This is a genomic window from Streptococcus sp. CF4-3 (genome assembly GCF_024295385.1).
In the GTDB taxonomy this organism is placed as follows: domain Bacteria; phylum Bacillota; class Bacilli; order Lactobacillales; family Streptococcaceae; genus Streptococcus; species Streptococcus infantis_I.
Window position 1 is genome coordinate 279072 of the sequence record NZ_JANCPN010000002.1, and the last position, 15051, is coordinate 294122.

The following is a 15051-nucleotide window of genomic DNA, read 5'->3' on the forward strand; positions in this document are numbered from 1 at the left end:
AGCTCTCAGAAGCTTGTGCAAGCACGACATTAGCATTCTATCAATCCTTTAAAAATTCTTCTAAATTTAGTGCTGAATTTTATTGTTCTGAACTATCTTGCTCGTCTAGCTTAACTCGTCCAATTTCACGGTAGCTACAGTCCCCAACAATTTTTACTGAAAACTGACCATCTTCGTACTCAAGAATCGTCACACTTCCGTTATCAAGACCATGTGGATGCATGCCGTTAATGAGGTAAACAATAGTTCCAATTGTCATTCCATGACTGACAACGAGAGCATTTCCTCCCCCATTAGCTTCCATTTCCTTGGCAATGGCTTCAAAACCTTCCCAGATACGACCACTTAGTTTTTCCCAGCCTTCAGCCCAACCTGCTGTGTCTACTTCTACCAGACCCTCAGCTAGCTCCGCATAGGACAAACGATGCACATGATCGACATTAAAGATACGAGGAATAATCCCCATAAATAAGTCCCCATCATAAGCACCATCAAAACTACCAAAGCACCATTCACGGATTCGCTTATCCATCCGATAAGGAATTTGCCCTGTTAAACCTAGTTCCTCAAGGATAATTCCCATAGTCTGGATGGTACGTCCTGAGTCACTTGAATAAGCACGCTCAAACTTTAAGCCTGATTCACGCAAACCAATTCCCAGTTCGTGAATGCCTCGCTCACCTTCAGCTGTTAAAGGAGTATCACTCCAGCCTTGAGCACGCCCAATCGTATTAAACATTGTTTTCCCATGACGCACTAGATACAATTTTACACTTGCCATTTTTGGTCCTCCATATGTATCTATTATAGCATGATTTCAGGTAAAAACCTCGTCCAAACTACTCTGTGCCCTTCTTTGAAGGTGCTAATTTTGAAGATCTAGCAGTCTCTTTTTTGCCCCCTTCTTCTTTTTTCTCCTCATTTCCTTCTTTGGGCTTGTTTTCTGTTTTCTCAGACTTTTGACCGGTCTTTTTTAAAGGAGAAAAGTGAAATTCAAACTTATTTTTTCCTGTGTCAATAGTCGTTGTGAAGAAATTCTCGTCATTTCGATAAGTTGACTTCCCTACATTAAATGACTGCTCTCCATTTTCAGAAGAAGCTTTTTCATAGGTTCTCTTAGCCATAGCAAATGCAAGAAGTTTTTCTTTATTTAAGGCATAATCCTGATGATGTGCTAGTTGCCGATTTAGATAAAACTGCAACAAAAGACTAAAAATTCCAGCAATAGTGACAGCGTATAGGAGAACTCCTGCTCTAACTTTTTTCTTTTTCAACACGATAGATAAATTCCCTCTCTAGTCCCTTTTCAAACTGAAAGTGAAAGTGCAACTCCTGCCCTTTTTCTTGAATTCGAGCTGATTTTAGACCGTAGACCATGGGTTGATAACCACGTCCACTGGCATCTGTTTTCCGGAAATCATTTGACTTTGATTTACCCATGGAAATGGGGTTACCTTCCTGTCTGAGGTAAAGCCTATCATTCTCCACTTTTTCAAATTGGGCTCGATTCAGGTCTGCTTCTAGCTGATCCACAAATAAAAGCCATTCTTTTTGCTCACTTCTCTGCTGATAGCGAACCTCTGAAACCAAGAGTTGGCTCATAGCTTGAAAAAGAAGTAAGCTACCACTAATAACGATAAGGGCAACCAAGGATTCTAAAAGTGTAAAAGCTCTGACCCTACTTGTCTTGAATCGCCAGTAATTTCTCCGTTCCATGGTATACCTCCAAACCTCGCTCATTCGAGACAACATGAACCGTAAGGCCATTGACAGTTAACTGCTTTTGTCCAGTCTGCAAAGCCATACGAGCCACTCGCAAAACTTCTTCCTGTTTTAGAAGTTCTACTTCTCTTTTTCTACTTTCTTGAATCTGTCCCAGCAAGAGGGTGGCTATACTGGCAAAAATGGCTAGTGAAATCACTGCCTCTAGTAGAATAACAGCCTTAATTTTTTGCTTCTTGAATACGTTTAATCTTTCCATTTCCTAGATATAGTTGGTAGCGAACCACTTCTTTCCTTGTTTGAAATCTCACGCTAGCTAGAGACGAATTCCCTCCAGCCTTATCAAAGGTAATTGACTGATTAGACTGCAATTGAATGCCTTTAGGAATAGCCAATTTCTGATAGCCATTCCCAATACTTCTCTCTTCTAGCATTAAGTTCATCTTCTGCTGGCTAGCCAGACTTCGCTTCTGGGTTTCTCGATAAAGTTCCTCAAACTCCATAAAGAAAATTTGCTCTTCCACAGCTGCAAAAGTTGATTGAACTGAACTCGACAAGCCCAAGGCTAACAGGCTGACTATTCCTAAGACCAATAAACTTTCTAGCATAGTAAAAGCCCTAATCCGAAACTGTTTGACTTGTCTTTTGTTTTGCATGATATTCCTTATAGGCTTTTGCTTGCTCAGCAGTAATGCGTCCATCTGCCTGTAATTTGCTTAGACTAGCATCTTCATTTTTATCCAGACTATACAGTTCTGCTTGGCTTTCTACCACCTTGACGACAGCTGCTTTCCCCTTATCATTGACTGCATCCTTTTGCTTAGTAAGATTTGGCACAAACAATAAGAGTAGGACGCTAATGATAAGAAGGACCACTAACATTTCTACCAGTGTAAAAGCTTTTGCCTTCGTTTCTTTTAATTTCATCATCATTTTTTTCATCTAAAAATTTACCTCCATATTTTGATACATCGGCAGCAACATAGCTGCATACAATAAAACGATTAGCAGGGCTACAAAAATAAAGACCAGTGGTTGAACAAGGTTCATGGTCCGATTAACTCGAGTAAAGAAGGATTCCCAGGTTTTTTCCGCATAGATTTCCAATTCGCTTCCCAATTTGGATTTAACCTCTCCATATTCAATGATTAATCCCAACTCCTTTCTAAAGAAGGGATAGGTCTGAACAACCTTAGAAAATTCCTGCCCATTTTGCAAAGATTGCTCTAAATCGTATCCAATTTCCTTAAAAAGAGGATTCCCTTGCTCCTGCATCATCTGGAAAATCTGTGCCAACTCTAAACCTTGTCCAATCATATTTCCCCATTCCCGAGCATAATAGGCAGTTAGATAATACTGAACAAACACACCTAGAAATGGAAATTTAGCCAGAAAAGAGAAGACTGATATCTTCCTAGATTTCCTGTAGAAAATCAGCCCTGTTAAAGATGCAAAACTTAGTACCACAGTAAGTCCGAGAAAAATCTGTGGTAGATTGCTAATCACTAAGGTAGCTATGTTACTACTATCCAGTTGGGGCAAGAGATAATTTCGCAACCCCAACATTATGAGCAGTAAGAAAGCTAGCAAAATAAGTGGGTAGGTCGCAACTTCAATTAACCTCTTCTTGACCTTAGCAAGATTATCCAAATATTCTTCAATTTTCCCCAAACTCAAATGGAGATTTCCATGAACTTCAGCCAATGAAAGTTGAGTGACAATCGCACTCGAAAAACCTAAATTCCCCATCATTTCCGAGAAAGATTTTCCTTTCGATAGTCCTAGGTGCATCTGCGAAACATATTCCTTCTCCAACAAAAGACTTCTATCAAGAAAGGAAATGATTTCTACCAAGTGAAAACCACTCGAAAACAAATTGTTAAAGAGAGTGATAATTTTCTTCTGCTTACTGGTAGCTAATTTTCTCCGTTTCAGCTTGAAGGGCAGTGATATGTCCGTCTTTAAGAAGCTGATCAATTTGCTCATTCCACTTTTCTGCCTGGTGTTCTGAATAATTTTGGTTTGCAAAATCAATAATTCCTCCTCCCCCGATTAGTCTCTGGTAGCAAATACCTTGTAAAACAACTGCGAGTTCATCTTCACTGACACCCAGTTCTAAAAGACGCTCATAGACCCCACGAATACTCTTTGCATGTATGGTCGAAAACACTGTAGCTCCCGTTAAGCTCGCTCTTACAACAGCACGGGCTGTTTCGCTATCCCGGATTTCTCCAATGATTAAAAGATCTGGGCGGTGGCGCAAAGAAAGTTTTATCAAGTTTTCATAACTCAGTCCAATAGCTTCATTGAGTTGTAATTGCAGCATCTCTTTTTGCTTAATCTCGACTGGGTCCTCAATGGACATGACTTGTTGTCCCTTAAAAAATGACTTAGCTAATTCATGCATTAAGGTAGTTTTACCACTTCCTACAGGTCCTGCAAATAGATAAAGGCCGCGTTGCCTAAAGCCCTTTTCTAGTTCCTTAAGGTCTTGAAACCAGAAACGCAACTCTTGTTCTTCATCATGCAAAAGGCGAATAACTAAACTCTCATGACCACGATAATCTCCTACCGTCGATAAGCGTAGTGAAGAAACCTTGCCATCATGCTGATAATCACAGGACCCAAGCTGACTACGACGCTTTTCTCCAACATTCATCCCCGCAATAAACTTAAAATGACTAATCACTGCGCCCAACTTTTCAAAGTCATAGCTATTAATCAACCGCCTTTCATCACCTATTCGCATATGCAACTCATAAACCTTGTCCTTGGGAATAAAATAGATATCCTGAGCTCCATCCTTTTTTGCGAGACTAATCAATTCTTGTGCAAGTGCTTGTACCATATTCCCTCCTCAGTTAATTATTCGAAGAAAATACAAAAAAAGAACAACTTTATTAAAAAGTTGTTCCATCTTTTTTGATGCGACACGTCCGGTGGATTTCTAAACCAGTTTGTTTTTCATAACCCGGTCTGAATTTTTCATCTGGTATAACTTGACCATCTTCCAGTAAAGCCAAGGAATGATATTGCTGCAGAAATTCATCACATTCCTCACACCAACGCTTATCCTCCGGATTCCAAAATATGGTCATTAAGTCTCCTCGACTTTTATATAGTGGAATTTTCTTTTCCAGCTCAAACCAGCAAGATTTATAATACTTCAAGGCATCATAGTAATTTTCAAATTTCTTACTACTAATGACGTCTTCTTCCCATCCTTCTATGAACCACCAAGGTTCAAAATCCCCGTACATTTCTATCACTCGATACATAGTTTCATTTCCTTTGTATCGTATATTATAGCGAAATTTTAAGAACAATGAAAGAAATTTGCTTGCTTTCACGAATTATCTAATATTTTCAAAAAATCCAGCAATTCTAAAAAGAATAACTGGATTCAAAATTCGATTAACCTTCTGAAATATCGTTTTCAATGATAACCTTAATCGCATGATGATCTGCAGCCTTACCAAATACTTCATATGCCTTTTCAATTTCACTTAGTTTGAAGTAATGAGTTACCAATTTTTCTGGTTCAATTTTATGGCTTTCTAAAGCTTTCAAAAGCTGAGGAGTTGTATTGGTAGAAACCAATCCAGTAGTAACATTAATGTTACGAATCCAAAGAGTGTCCAAATCAAACTGAACTGGTTTACCATGCACACCACAGTTGGCTACTGTTCCATCTACACCGATAATCTTTTGGCAGAGATCAAACGTTTCAGGAATACCAACAGCTTCTATAGCAACATCCACACCTCTACCATCTGTTAAATCATAAATTTCTTGAATTGCTTTTTCAGGGTCTGAAGAATTAATCTTATGAGTAGCACCGAAAGAAATTGCAGTATCCAAACGGTTATCGTCTAGGTCTACCATGATCAATTTAGCAGGTGAATAGAATTGAGCAGTCAATAGAGCTGCTAAGCCAACTGGACCTGAACCAACGATAGCCACACTACAACCAGGCTCTACTTTCCCTTTTAAGACACCAATTTCATAACCAGTTGGTAGGATATCAGATAACATAACCAAGGCTTCATCAGACAAATCAGCTGGAGTGTGATAGAGAGTATTATCAGCATGAGGAACACGAAGATATTCGGCTTGCATACCGTCGATCAAATGTCCAAAAATCCAACCGCCTTCGTCTTCACAGTGGGCATAGATTCCTTTTTTACAGTAGTAGCATTTACCACAGGCACAAACACAAGAAATCAAAACCTTATCGCCTTTTTTGAAGTTTGAAACGCCTGCTCCAACTTCCTCTACAATCCCGATTCCTTCATGGCCAAGGATAGTTCCACTCTTACATGCAGGGACATCTCCTTTGATAATATGAAGATCTGTTCCACAAATAGTAGTTTTTACAATACGCACAATAGCGTCAGTTGGCTTGCGAATAACTGGTTTGTCAACATCAACAAATGAAGCAAGTCCTGGTTTAACATAAGTATAGGCTTTCATAAAGCTTACCTCCGTTTTTTTATTTGTATTGTTTATATCATAATTGTAAGCCTTTCCATAAATAAAATCAAGTAATATGTGAAAAAATTAACAAACTAAATTAAAAAAAGTAGAAACTAAATTAGTTTCTACTTTAGAGATTATGCTTGATAACGTTTTTCACCATCAAGGTAAGTTGCTACCAATTCAAAATCCTTATCAAGAACGATAAAGTCAGCATCGTAGCCTTCACGGATTTGTCCGCAAACATCATCAATATGAACTGATTTTGCTGGGTTGAGACTGGCCATCATAACTGCTTCATGAGGATTTGCAATGCCCCATTCAACAACATTTTTCAAACCGTCTTTAAGTTTGAGAATAGAACCTGCCAAGTTCCCAGTAGATTTGAGACGAGCAGTACCATTTGCAACCACAACTGGAAATTCTCCTAACATATAGTCCCCATCTTTCAAACCACCCGCTGTCATACAGTCAGTGATAAGAGCAATATTTTCAGTACCTTTTTGTTTAAGTAGGATGTCACAAGCCTTAGGATCAACGTGATGCCCATCGCAAATCAATTCAGCATAAGTATGTGGCAATTCATACATAGCACCAACCATACCAAGCTCACGGTGAGTTAACCCACGCATACCATTATAAGCATGAACCCAAACACTTGCACCAGCGTCAACAGCCTTCTTAGCCTGATCAAAAGTTGCATTTGAGTGACCTAAAGCAACAGTAACACCTTCACCAGTAACCGTACGTACAAAGTCCTCAACACCTTCACGTTCTGGTGCAAGAGCAATTTTATTTAGAAGACCATTAGCAGCCTTCTGCCAAGCACGAAATTCATCCATGCGAGGATCTTTCATGTAAGCAGGGTTCTGAGCTCCTTTAAATTCCTCAGTAAAGTATGGGCCTTCAAAGTAAATCCCACGAATTTTAGCACCAGAAGCCTCTTTATACCGCGCACCAATATTTTCAGTAACAGCTAATAATTGTTCGTATGATGATGTTAGAGTAGTTGGTAGGAAACTAGTAACACCTGTGCTAAGAAGACCTTCACTCATTGTATGAAGAGTACCTTCGATGTTATTATCCATAACATCAACCCCACCAAATCCATGAATATGTGTATCAACAAGACCAGGAGCAATACTATAACCAGTATAGTCAATAATTTCTGCGTCCTCAGATACTTGATCCACATGCTTACCAAATTTACCATCAACTAGTTCTAGAAAACCGCCACGGCGAACACCATGAGGATAGAAAAATTGATCCGCTTTAATATATTTAGGCATAATGATAACCTCCGTAATTCATTTTTCTAATATTTATTATGTCAATTACATTATAAACCTTTCTGTGTAATTTGTAAATGGTATAGACCTATTATAGTTAAATTTATAAAGAAATAAATTAAGATTTAGTAAACATATAGTAAAGTAATATTGAACATTCAGGTTTACAATAAAATTTAGAAAAAATATAAGTAATTTTAAGTAACTGCAAAAGAAAAAATTAGAAGAAAAAAAAGACAAGGTCCGAAAACCTTGTCTTTAATACTATACCGGCGGCCGGGGTCGAACCGGCACGTCCTTGCGGACACTGGATTTTGAGTTCTATGAATACATTTTTTAAATCTTATAACCTTGATTTAGTAGGTTTTTTAGACTTTTAAATCTTGCAAAATAGACTCTTTTTTCAAATTTTGGTAACTTTTTTGTAACTCATCTTTCTCTCTTAAATAACTACTTCCATAAATAGTGAGTCGATAATCTTATTTCTTAGTTATCTCATTTGTCAAATTAAGCTAGACAATTTCACCTGACTCAGAAAAACTTGATACGGAGTTTGGTAGTTCAAGGACTTCCTTGGGATTCGATTTCGCTTATCAAGTACAGAAAAAACAAATTAAACTATAGTCCGTTAAAAATTAGAGGTATCGTAGTTAGTTTACATATCTATCAAGTGTCTATAGTAATAAACTTCATTATTAAAATAAAATGTATTAGTATCAAAGCAACTATCTCAACTTGATTGGTTACTATAATACATCCCTACTAATATCAAAAAGCCACTGTTTCCAGTGACTTCATAATACCTTTCGCTCAAAAATATTTACGTTTTTACCAACAAAGCTACACACTCAGCGGTTCGCTGTTACCTTAAATTTCGTTATGAAACAAGTTTATTTCTTTCTAACGTCCTCAAGAACCTCATCGCCTTTCAACTCAAAGACTCTGTGATTCTATTATTTGTAAAACTTCTTTCATATTTTCAACTTTCCATTGCGCTTTGTCATTAAAAAATGGTAATCGGCTATCATAATAACCAATAGTTGCAATTCCGGCGCTAGTTGAAGATTCAATTCCAGAGTATGAATCTTCAATTGCAATACATTGTTCTGCTTGCAATTCTAACTTATGTAGCGTTGTTAAATAGATAGACGGATTTGGCTTACTTTCTACAAAATTCTCTCCGCTAACGATGACATCAAAATATTTTTTTATGTCACACCTTTCTAAAACTTCATTAATATGCTCATATTTTGATGATGATGCTACAGCTAATTTGATTCCGTTTTTCAATGCATAGTCAATAATTTTTAGAATTTCTTTTCTAAAAAGTAAAGAATAATCAATTTTTTCATATCTCTCATCACTAAAAGAAGCATATTCTTTTTCTATAGTTTTTATATCATATTGTTTCCCAATAAATTGCTGTAAAAGCCTATAAAGATTAAAATATGATTTACCAACTAATACCAATAGCTCAGAATCTTCGTAACTAGATTTTGGATTAAGGTGTTTGATAAAATCTTTCTGTATTAGAAAATCTTGGTACTCTGTATCAACTATAACTCCATCCATATCGAAGATTATACCTTTCAAATTCATAAATCCTCCTTTAAAATCAAAATCTATCATATATAATACCCGTGTTGCTAGTTGATAAAAAATCCTAAATTATAGACCAAAATAGCCCGTTCGATCTCTAATTGCAAACCTGCTAAAGAGCGAGCAAGCGGATGTTCAATGTTAAACAATGCATTTAGGACAGAGATCCGAGTTTCGATGGTCCTTCGGATTGCCAGGATAGCAGGATTGTTGTGCTCAGCTGCTCCTTTCATATTTTTACGAATCGGCGTCAAAAAGTCTATTCCCTTGGCTTCCAATCGTTTTTTCAGTTCCTTACCCAAGTAGCCCAAATAACTACTATTTGGGCAAAATGTTACTTAGTTTCTTTTTAAATGAGCAATGAGTAACTTAATAAGATAAGCTAGAACTACAAGTGATAATAGAAAGAAAATAGAATAAATAAAATAGATTTGCATATTGGACACCTCCTAAATAAAAGAGATAAGCCATCCTGCCCTCAATATTATTGTACTCCCACTTAAAAGCGGTGTCAAGCATTATGATAAATAATACTAGCACCTATGGTGAATTTAAAATCTAAAAAACAAACCATCAATCTGCATTAAAATAATCATAAACCTCTTTATATGGAATTCCGTTAATATTTTAGACACATTTTGGGAGGAAATTTTGAAGACTAGCGTCCTTCTATTTTTCCCAATAAGTTTTAACTTCTTCAAAAATCTTATTCAAAAGTTCTGCATCTTTTTCTGACAACTGATTTTTTTCTATAACTCTATCTTTTAGTTCTGTTGCCTTTATTTTATTTCTTGCCACCGAAACTGCTATTGAATGTTTCAAAATATCAAACTCATCCTTTGAAAAGTTTGCAATATTGGTAAGATCTAATTGTTCTAGAGGTAAACTACTGATAATTGAATAAGGTTTTTGTCCCAGCAAATAATCTGTAGTAGTACCAAAGATATTTGCTAATTTCACAACGAATTCTAATCCTGGTTCTAACGTTCCATTCTCCCACCGAGAATATGTCCCTTGTTGAACTCCAATTAATTCCGATATTTGTACTTGAGTTAACTTTTTTGATTTTCTGAGAGTTTTTAACCTCTCTGAAAATTTATAATCCTCTGTATACATAATTCTCCTATAGATATTCTTATTCGTATATTTTTTCTTGACAAAATATTCTAAACGGTATAAAATAGAATTATTCCATAAGGAATATTTATTTTGAGATTAAATATTCCATTGAGAATATTATAGCATAAAAGGGGGTAAAAGCGTATGTAATTAGTAGTCGATTTTAAAAATTTTAATAAAGGAGGTAAGATTCGACAAAATAAAAAAATCTTGAAACAAATGTGCCGTTCGTTCCAAGATCAAAACATATTATGTAACAATTATACCACAGAAAACTCCTCAGTTGCACAAAAAAATTTCGGAGGTTTCACAAAAAGATGACCAATAAAGAGTTAGTCAATCAAATTTCTGGCCTAAACTCTACCTCTACTCTTAAAAATTGGATCCAACTGATTAAAGAGATAAGTGGCAAGGAATTTAAGAAAATTAAAATTCCTATCAGTAGAAATCCAAGAACTCATCAATTAAGTTATACAGTTGCCTATGACTTTACAGACGAAGACCTTAGACAATTTCAAAAGTTAGCTAACCTAAAACTTGAAATAGGTCTAAAAGAGGCTATACAAGCCGTATTTGGGAGTCTAGCAGACAATGAACAAGAACTCCTAAACCAAGTAATAGATGAGCTCTATGATGAACTGAGCGCCTTAAAACAGGAATTTAAGCGAGAAATACGACTGATAAAAAATGAGAATGCCAATCTAAAAAAGAAAATCCAAGATATTGAAGAGTCGATGCAAACCGGCTTACTAGGGTTTGTTCAGAAGAGGTCAAAAAATAGGTTCGGCTAATAGCGAATTTTCGGCTGAGCCATGAGGCAGAAAGCCGAAAACGAGCGTAGATGCGGACGGACCATTTTTGACCGAAAGGGTGTGTAGTAACACCACCCTCTGCAAGTTAGGTGTACCATCGAAAGAATTCAGTATTTCCAAGGGTTTCGGAGATTTTAAGGGTGGCAAAATTAGGCAAAAAGTTGAATCAAAATCTATGGCAAAAAATGAACATTTACGTTCTGTATTTGACTGGATTCAAATTCAGTTTGATAAGACTGAATTTTCGCCAAGAGAAATAATCGAAGACATTCTATTTCTTGACTATGACCTATTTATTGAGAATAAAGGGAGCCTTAAATACTATGACTATGATAGCCAGCTTCATCATGGGAATATCCGTATCTACTATGGAGCGAAAGAGTCGTCCTACATGCTTGTCATGTCAGGACAGGCACTCGAGTTCTTTAGAGATATGGTATTAGATCCAAATAGTCTGTCCGAAAGACAGTTTCTGAACAACCTCTACTACAATTACAATCAGTTTTCAATAAGACGAATTGATGTTGCAATAGATGATTTTAATGAAACACCCTATTTCACTCCTAATCAGCTTCTAAAGATTTGTCAGAAGAAACGCTTTATATATGGAAAAAGCACTTACTACAATACCTACGGAGATGAAACAATCGGCCAAACCTTATATTTGAGAAAACCCAATGATGATGAAAGACTTAGAATTTACGATAAACGCTTAGAACGAGCTGAGAAGCTCGGCATCAGCAAGCGTTATATAGAAAATTGGATAAGAACGGAGTTAGAACTTAGGAAAGAAAAAGCTCACTACTTCATTCAAGAATGGTTGCATTCAGAAATAGACCTTCTCAACTTTACCAAGGGATATCTCAAAGAAAAAGTGAGATTCTATAGTGATAGCCATTTCTCAAAACCTTTGAGATCTTGGGAAAAGTTTTTAGGTCACTCAAAACCTATCTCTATCATTATTTCAAAACCAAAAACAGAACTAGAACAAAAATTAGAATGGTTTACCTATAAAGGTTCAGGGGCGATTCTAAAAGCGTATAAATTTCTATACGACAATAATTTACTGCATGAGTATGAGAAATCTAACTATCTCGCACTCAACAAAATGGAATATCCACCAGATTTAGCAAGTGGATTAATAGAAAGGGCGATTCTCTTTAAAAGAGAGGATTTAATCCCTACAATCAAAGAAAATATCAAAAGGAGAAATTAACTATGGCAAAAATGCTTTCACAAAATGACTGGAATTTTAATAACATTGGAACAAAATTTGAATTGGATGAAGTTATTCCAAAATTTGAAACAGAAGTCCGAGCAGATGCAAACGGAGAAATTATCAAAAACCGAGATGGTAGCGAAAGACGTTTTAATACCGATAAAATCATTGGTTGGAAATACAATGTAACGATCAAGGATGGACAATTCAAAAAGAAATCAACCCAAGTCTCAGTAGACAATCCAGAAGCTTTAGTCGATAATGACTATATCCAAGCAATGGATCAAGTACCAGTTACATTTGACAATTTACAAGCCACTATGATTAGTTCAACGATGTATTACAAGGCGGATGCTATCCATTTAGTAGATGTAAAACAAAAATAAGTATAAGACAAGGGGAGTTAATCCTCCCCTTACTTAATCTAATTAGAAAAGGAGATAACATGATTAAAACTGTAACAAAGGATGACCTTATCGAACTTGGATTTGCTCCAGGAACTGCAAGAAAGATTATCCATACTGGCAAATTACTATTAGTGAATCGTGGTTTTAACATCTACGATAACAAACGGATTGGTACAATTCCAGCCAGTGTCGCTGAAGAACTACTAGGAATTGAACTCCAGAAAGAAGCATAATGAATGACTATTCGTAAAACTAAAAGTGGTAAATGGACCGTTGATGTTTCTAATGGTTTCCACCCCGTCACACAAAAAAGAATACGTATCATTCGAAAAGGATTGAAATCTAAAAAGGAAGCCCTAGAACTAGAACAACATATTCGAGTTGTAGAATTAAAAGAAAAACAATTTGACTTTGTAGTGACAACGGATATGTTATTCGACTTACTTGAAGAAGATGATTTGAAAAATGGCAGAAAAGTAAGCTACACAACTACACAAAGAAACAATTATGAGCGTCATATCAAGCCATATTTTAAAAATACAAATTTAAATAAATTAACGTATGACCATATATTCGAATTTCGTGAATACCTAAAAACAAAACCTAAAAAACAAAATGAAAATGAAGTTTTAAGCTATAATACAATTAATAAGGTTCTAATTCTACTTAAAAAAATTTTTGATACTGGTATAAGAAAATCTCTCATTGACAAAAATCCAGTTAAGAATCTGAGAAAATTACCAATTAGGAAGCCTGATATTAAATTTTGGAGTATAGAAGAATTCACGAGATTTAGAGAACTTATTCGAGATGATGAAATAAGTTATGACCTGTTTTTCATAATTGCTTTCTTTACTGGAATGAGAATGGGAGAAATCCTCGCATTGAACTGGAATGATATAAATCTTTTAACAAATACGATATACGTTACCAAAACGGTATACTTTGTCAATAATACAAGCTACATTAATACAACAAAAACACGATCAGGAACTAGAAATATAACAATAAATCAGAAATTAGCAGAAATGCTAATAGATTGGAAAGTAAAACAAAAAGAAAAACTTGAGGAATTTACGAAAAATACTGAAGAACTACAAATAATACAGAGTACACCAATAACAATTACAAAAAATATGATTGATAAGAAGTTTAAGCAAATACTAGAAAGGGATAAAGATTTAAAGAAAATAAGAATTCATGATTTGAGACACTCTCATGCATCATTACTTATAAATCAAGGAGAAGATTATCTTGTTGTCAAAGAAAGATTAGGACACGCATCTATTACAACAACAATTGATACTTATTCTCATTTGTACCCTAGCAAACAGAAAACATTGGCTAATAAACTTGATGATTTATTTTAAAATGGAAAAAATTGGTAACTCGACACACAACAAAGAAAAAAAGACAAGGTCCGAAAACCTTGTCTTTAATACTATACCGGCGGCCGGGGTCGAACCGGCACGTCCTTGCGGACACTGGATTTTGAGTCCAGCGCGTCTGCCAATTCCGCCACGCCGGCAAATAGTAACTGGGGTAGCTGGATTCGAACCAACGCATGAGGGAGTCAAAGTCCCTTGCCTTACCGCTTGGCTATACCCCAAAAATATAAAATAGGCGAGTGAGGGGAATCGAACCCCCGAATGTCAGAGCCACAATCTGATGTGTTAACCACTTCACCACACCCGCCATAACGTTTAACACGGGCAGTAGGAATTGAACCCACACTGAAGGTTTTGGAGACCTTAGTTCTACCTTTAAACTATGCCCGTATAAGATGGAAGGGGAGGGATTCGAACCCCCGAACCCGAAGGAGCGGATTTACAGTCCGCCGCGTTTAGCCTCTTCGCTACCCTTCCGTGTAATATAAGAAATGGCGCGAGACGGAATCGAACCGCCGACACATGGAGCTTCAATCCATTGCTCTACCAACTGAGCTACCGAGCCAAATATTGCGGGAGCAGGATTTGAACCTACGACCTTCGGGTTATGAGCCCGACGAGCTACCGAGCTGCTCCATCCCGCGTTAATAATAAATAAAGGAGGATGTGGGATTCGAACCCACGCACGCTTTTACACGCCTGACGGTTTTCAAGACCGTTCCCTTCAGCCGGACTTGGGTAATCCTCCAACAAAATAGTCCGTACGGGATTCGAACCCGTGTTACCGCCGTGAAAAGGCGGTGTCTTAACCCCTTGACCAACGGACCATATTTATAAAAATGGGCACGAGTGGACTCGAACCACCGACCTCACGCTTATCAGGCGTGCGCTCTAACCACCTGAGCTACGCGCCCAAGTTAAAAACTTGGTAATTGAACAAAGTTCAAAGCGGGTGACGAGAATCGAACTCGCGACAACAGCTTGGAAGGCTGTAGTTTTACCACTAAACTACACCCGCTT

Annotated in this window: 19 protein-coding genes, 11 tRNA genes and 1 pseudogene; 5 read left to right on the forward strand and 26 right to left on the reverse strand. The window is 36.7% G+C overall.

What is annotated here, in order from left to right; all coding sequences use genetic code 11:
- Nucleotides 1-79: 79 nt before the first annotated feature.
- The 15 genes and pseudogenes from NML75_RS02890 to NML75_RS02960 all read right to left on the reverse strand — a co-directional run bounded on the left by NML75_RS02890 (nucleotide 80) and on the right by NML75_RS02960 (nucleotide 10202).
- Nucleotides 80-781 carry a histidine phosphatase family protein gene (locus tag NML75_RS02890; RefSeq protein WP_074324295.1) on the reverse strand — a complete coding sequence of 234 codons (702 nt, stop codon included), beginning with the start codon at nucleotides 779-781 and terminating at the stop codon, nucleotides 80-82.
- 58 nt (nucleotides 782-839) lie between these two features.
- Nucleotides 840-1277, reverse strand: coding sequence for a competence type IV pilus minor pilin ComGG (gene comGG, locus NML75_RS02895; protein WP_225750749.1), 438 nt, complete (start codon nucleotides 1275-1277; stop codon nucleotides 840-842).
- The gene (comGF, locus tag NML75_RS02900; RefSeq protein WP_254733662.1) at nucleotides 1255-1716 is read right to left on the reverse strand and encodes a competence type IV pilus minor pilin ComGF; all 462 of its coding nucleotides are present in this window, start codon (nucleotides 1714-1716) and stop codon (nucleotides 1255-1257) included. The genes comGG and comGF overlap by 23 nt, the downstream gene beginning before the upstream one ends.
- Entirely contained in the window at nucleotides 1679-1981 is a 303-nt protein-coding gene (gene comGE, locus NML75_RS02905; protein WP_024053803.1) for a competence type IV pilus minor pilin ComGE, read from the reverse strand. The genes comGF and comGE overlap by 38 nt, the downstream gene beginning before the upstream one ends.
- Nucleotides 1944-2378: a competence type IV pilus minor pilin ComGD gene (gene comGD, locus NML75_RS02910; protein WP_070460860.1), complete on the reverse strand. Its 435-nt coding sequence runs from the start codon at nucleotides 2376-2378 to the stop codon at nucleotides 1944-1946. Before comGD ends, comGE begins: the two co-directional genes overlap by 38 nt.
- The gene (comGC, locus tag NML75_RS02915; RefSeq protein WP_049494534.1) at nucleotides 2341-2664 is read right to left on the reverse strand and encodes a competence type IV pilus major pilin ComGC; all 324 of its coding nucleotides are present in this window, start codon (nucleotides 2662-2664) and stop codon (nucleotides 2341-2343) included. Before comGC ends, comGD begins: the two co-directional genes overlap by 38 nt.
- Complete coding sequence (gene comGB, locus NML75_RS02920) at nucleotides 2665-3708, reverse strand: competence type IV pilus assembly protein ComGB (protein WP_083279643.1); 1044 nt, start codon at nucleotides 3706-3708, stop codon at nucleotides 2665-2667.
- On the reverse strand, nucleotides 3629-4570 hold the full coding sequence (gene comGA, locus NML75_RS02925) for a competence type IV pilus ATPase ComGA (RefSeq protein ID WP_070460862.1): 942 nt from the start codon (nucleotides 4568-4570) through the stop codon (nucleotides 3629-3631). Before comGA ends, comGB begins: the two co-directional genes overlap by 80 nt.
- Before the next feature lie 52 nt (nucleotides 4571-4622).
- The gene (locus NML75_RS02930; protein WP_036752150.1) at nucleotides 4623-5000 is read right to left on the reverse strand and encodes a DUF1033 family protein; all 378 of its coding nucleotides are present in this window, start codon (nucleotides 4998-5000) and stop codon (nucleotides 4623-4625) included.
- 136 nt (nucleotides 5001-5136) lie between these two features.
- Entirely contained in the window at nucleotides 5137-6195 is a 1059-nt protein-coding gene (locus NML75_RS02935; protein WP_070460865.1) for a zinc-dependent alcohol dehydrogenase family protein, read from the reverse strand.
- A 140-nt stretch (nucleotides 6196-6335) separates the two neighbouring features.
- Nucleotides 6336-7487, reverse strand: a complete 1152-nt coding sequence (gene nagA / locus NML75_RS02940) for an N-acetylglucosamine-6-phosphate deacetylase (RefSeq protein WP_070460867.1) — start codon at nucleotides 7485-7487, stop codon at nucleotides 6336-6338.
- Nucleotides 7488-7989: 502 nt separating this feature from the next.
- Nucleotides 7990-8100 (reverse strand): annotated as a pseudogene (locus NML75_RS02945) (IS30 family transposase); the annotation flags it as partial.
- 320 nt (nucleotides 8101-8420) lie between these two features.
- A complete protein-coding gene (locus tag NML75_RS02950; RefSeq protein ID WP_003005418.1) occupies nucleotides 8421-9086 on the reverse strand; it encodes an HAD family hydrolase in 666 nt (221 codons plus the stop codon).
- Nucleotides 9087-9133: 47 nt separating this feature from the next.
- On the reverse strand, nucleotides 9134-9397 hold the full coding sequence (locus tag NML75_RS02955) for a transposase (RefSeq protein ID WP_006155666.1): 264 nt from the start codon (nucleotides 9395-9397) through the stop codon (nucleotides 9134-9136).
- Nucleotides 9398-9755: 358 nt separating this feature from the next.
- Nucleotides 9756-10202 carry a helix-turn-helix transcriptional regulator gene (locus NML75_RS02960; protein ID WP_006147801.1) on the reverse strand — a complete coding sequence of 149 codons (447 nt, stop codon included), beginning with the start codon at nucleotides 10200-10202 and terminating at the stop codon, nucleotides 9756-9758.
- A 320-nt stretch (nucleotides 10203-10522) separates the two neighbouring features.
- Here NML75_RS02960 and NML75_RS02965 point away from each other — a divergent pair, with 320 nt between their 5' ends.
- From NML75_RS02965 to NML75_RS02985, 5 genes are all read left to right on the forward strand, one after another.
- Nucleotides 10523-10996, forward strand: coding sequence for a hypothetical protein (locus NML75_RS02965; RefSeq protein WP_023027534.1), 474 nt, complete (start codon nucleotides 10523-10525; stop codon nucleotides 10994-10996).
- A 196-nt stretch (nucleotides 10997-11192) separates the two neighbouring features.
- A complete protein-coding gene (locus tag NML75_RS02970) occupies nucleotides 11193-12233 on the forward strand; it encodes a replication initiation factor domain-containing protein (protein WP_254733663.1) in 1041 nt (346 codons plus the stop codon).
- A 2-nt stretch (nucleotides 12234-12235) separates the two neighbouring features.
- On the forward strand, nucleotides 12236-12622 hold the full coding sequence (locus tag NML75_RS02975) for a hypothetical protein (RefSeq protein ID WP_001096844.1): 387 nt from the start codon (nucleotides 12236-12238) through the stop codon (nucleotides 12620-12622).
- Between the two features lie 59 nt (nucleotides 12623-12681).
- Complete coding sequence (locus NML75_RS02980) at nucleotides 12682-12876, forward strand: DUF3173 domain-containing protein (RefSeq protein WP_000598356.1); 195 nt, start codon at nucleotides 12682-12684, stop codon at nucleotides 12874-12876.
- A gap of 3 nt (nucleotides 12877-12879) precedes the next feature.
- Entirely contained in the window at nucleotides 12880-14013 is a 1134-nt protein-coding gene (locus NML75_RS02985; protein WP_254733664.1) for a tyrosine-type recombinase/integrase, read from the forward strand.
- A 74-nt stretch (nucleotides 14014-14087) separates the two neighbouring features.
- Here the strand turns inward: NML75_RS02985 and NML75_RS02990 are convergent.
- The 11 genes from NML75_RS02990 to NML75_RS03040 form a co-directional block, all read right to left on the reverse strand.
- Nucleotides 14088-14171: transfer RNA gene (locus tag NML75_RS02990), tRNA-Leu, on the reverse strand.
- Nucleotides 14172-14180: 9 nt separating this feature from the next.
- Nucleotides 14181-14252: transfer RNA gene (locus tag NML75_RS02995), tRNA-Gln, on the reverse strand.
- A gap of 13 nt (nucleotides 14253-14265) precedes the next feature.
- A tRNA-His gene (locus NML75_RS03000) sits at nucleotides 14266-14338 on the reverse strand.
- 12 nt (nucleotides 14339-14350) lie between these two features.
- Nucleotides 14351-14421 (reverse strand) — tRNA-Trp (locus tag NML75_RS03005).
- A 6-nt stretch (nucleotides 14422-14427) separates the two neighbouring features.
- A tRNA-Tyr gene (locus tag NML75_RS03010) sits at nucleotides 14428-14508 on the reverse strand.
- Nucleotides 14509-14523: 15 nt separating this feature from the next.
- Nucleotides 14524-14596, reverse strand: a tRNA-Phe gene (locus NML75_RS03015).
- A 5-nt stretch (nucleotides 14597-14601) separates the two neighbouring features.
- A tRNA-Met gene (locus tag NML75_RS03020) sits at nucleotides 14602-14675 on the reverse strand.
- Nucleotides 14676-14689: 14 nt separating this feature from the next.
- A tRNA-Ser gene (locus NML75_RS03025) sits at nucleotides 14690-14779 on the reverse strand.
- Between the two features lie 7 nt (nucleotides 14780-14786).
- Nucleotides 14787-14858 (reverse strand) — tRNA-Glu (locus tag NML75_RS03030).
- Between the two features lie 13 nt (nucleotides 14859-14871).
- Nucleotides 14872-14945: transfer RNA gene (locus NML75_RS03035), tRNA-Ile, on the reverse strand.
- A gap of 33 nt (nucleotides 14946-14978) precedes the next feature.
- Nucleotides 14979-15049, reverse strand: a tRNA-Gly gene (locus NML75_RS03040).
- Nucleotides 15050-15051 lie beyond the last annotated feature (2 nt).

What these genes read in the sequence shown, in the direction of transcription:
- NML75_RS02960 (WP_006147801.1), bottom strand. Translation starts at nt 10,202, where the DNA reads ATGTATACAGAGGATTATAAATTTTCAGAGAGGTTAAAAACTCTCAGA.
- NML75_RS02970 (WP_254733663.1), top strand. Translation starts at nt 11,193, where the DNA reads ATGGCAAAAAATGAACATTTACGTTCTGTATTTGACTGGATTCAAATT.
- comGF (WP_254733662.1), bottom strand. Translation starts at nt 1,716, where the DNA reads ATGGAACGGAGAAATTACTGGCGATTCAAGACAAGTAGGGTCAGAGCT.
- NML75_RS02890 (WP_074324295.1), bottom strand. Translation starts at nt 781, where the DNA reads ATGGCAAGTGTAAAATTGTATCTAGTGCGTCATGGGAAAACAATGTTT.
- comGC (WP_049494534.1), bottom strand. Translation starts at nt 2,664, where the DNA reads ATGAAAAAAATGATGATGAAATTAAAAGAAACGAAGGCAAAAGCTTTT.
- comGE (WP_024053803.1), bottom strand. Translation starts at nt 1,981, where the DNA reads ATGGAAAGATTAAACGTATTCAAGAAGCAAAAAATTAAGGCTGTTATT.
- NML75_RS02975 (WP_001096844.1), top strand. Translation starts at nt 12,236, where the DNA reads ATGGCAAAAATGCTTTCACAAAATGACTGGAATTTTAATAACATTGGA.
- NML75_RS02950 (WP_003005418.1), bottom strand. Translation starts at nt 9,086, where the DNA reads ATGAATTTGAAAGGTATAATCTTCGATATGGATGGAGTTATAGTTGAT.
- NML75_RS02965 (WP_023027534.1), top strand. Translation starts at nt 10,523, where the DNA reads ATGACCAATAAAGAGTTAGTCAATCAAATTTCTGGCCTAAACTCTACC.
- comGA (WP_070460862.1), bottom strand. Translation starts at nt 4,570, where the DNA reads ATGGTACAAGCACTTGCACAAGAATTGATTAGTCTCGCAAAAAAGGAT.
- NML75_RS02935 (WP_070460865.1), bottom strand. Translation starts at nt 6,195, where the DNA reads ATGAAAGCCTATACTTATGTTAAACCAGGACTTGCTTCATTTGTTGAT.
- comGB (WP_083279643.1), bottom strand. Translation starts at nt 3,708, where the DNA reads ATGAGCAAATTGATCAGCTTCTTAAAGACGGACATATCACTGCCCTTC.
- NML75_RS02930 (WP_036752150.1), bottom strand. Translation starts at nt 5,000, where the DNA reads ATGTATCGAGTGATAGAAATGTACGGGGATTTTGAACCTTGGTGGTTC.
- comGD (WP_070460860.1), bottom strand. Translation starts at nt 2,378, where the DNA reads ATGCAAAACAAAAGACAAGTCAAACAGTTTCGGATTAGGGCTTTTACT.
- NML75_RS02985 (WP_254733664.1), top strand. Translation starts at nt 12,880, where the DNA reads ATGACTATTCGTAAAACTAAAAGTGGTAAATGGACCGTTGATGTTTCT.
- nagA (WP_070460867.1), bottom strand. Translation starts at nt 7,487, where the DNA reads ATGCCTAAATATATTAAAGCGGATCAATTTTTCTATCCTCATGGTGTT.
- NML75_RS02980 (WP_000598356.1), top strand. Translation starts at nt 12,682, where the DNA reads ATGATTAAAACTGTAACAAAGGATGACCTTATCGAACTTGGATTTGCT.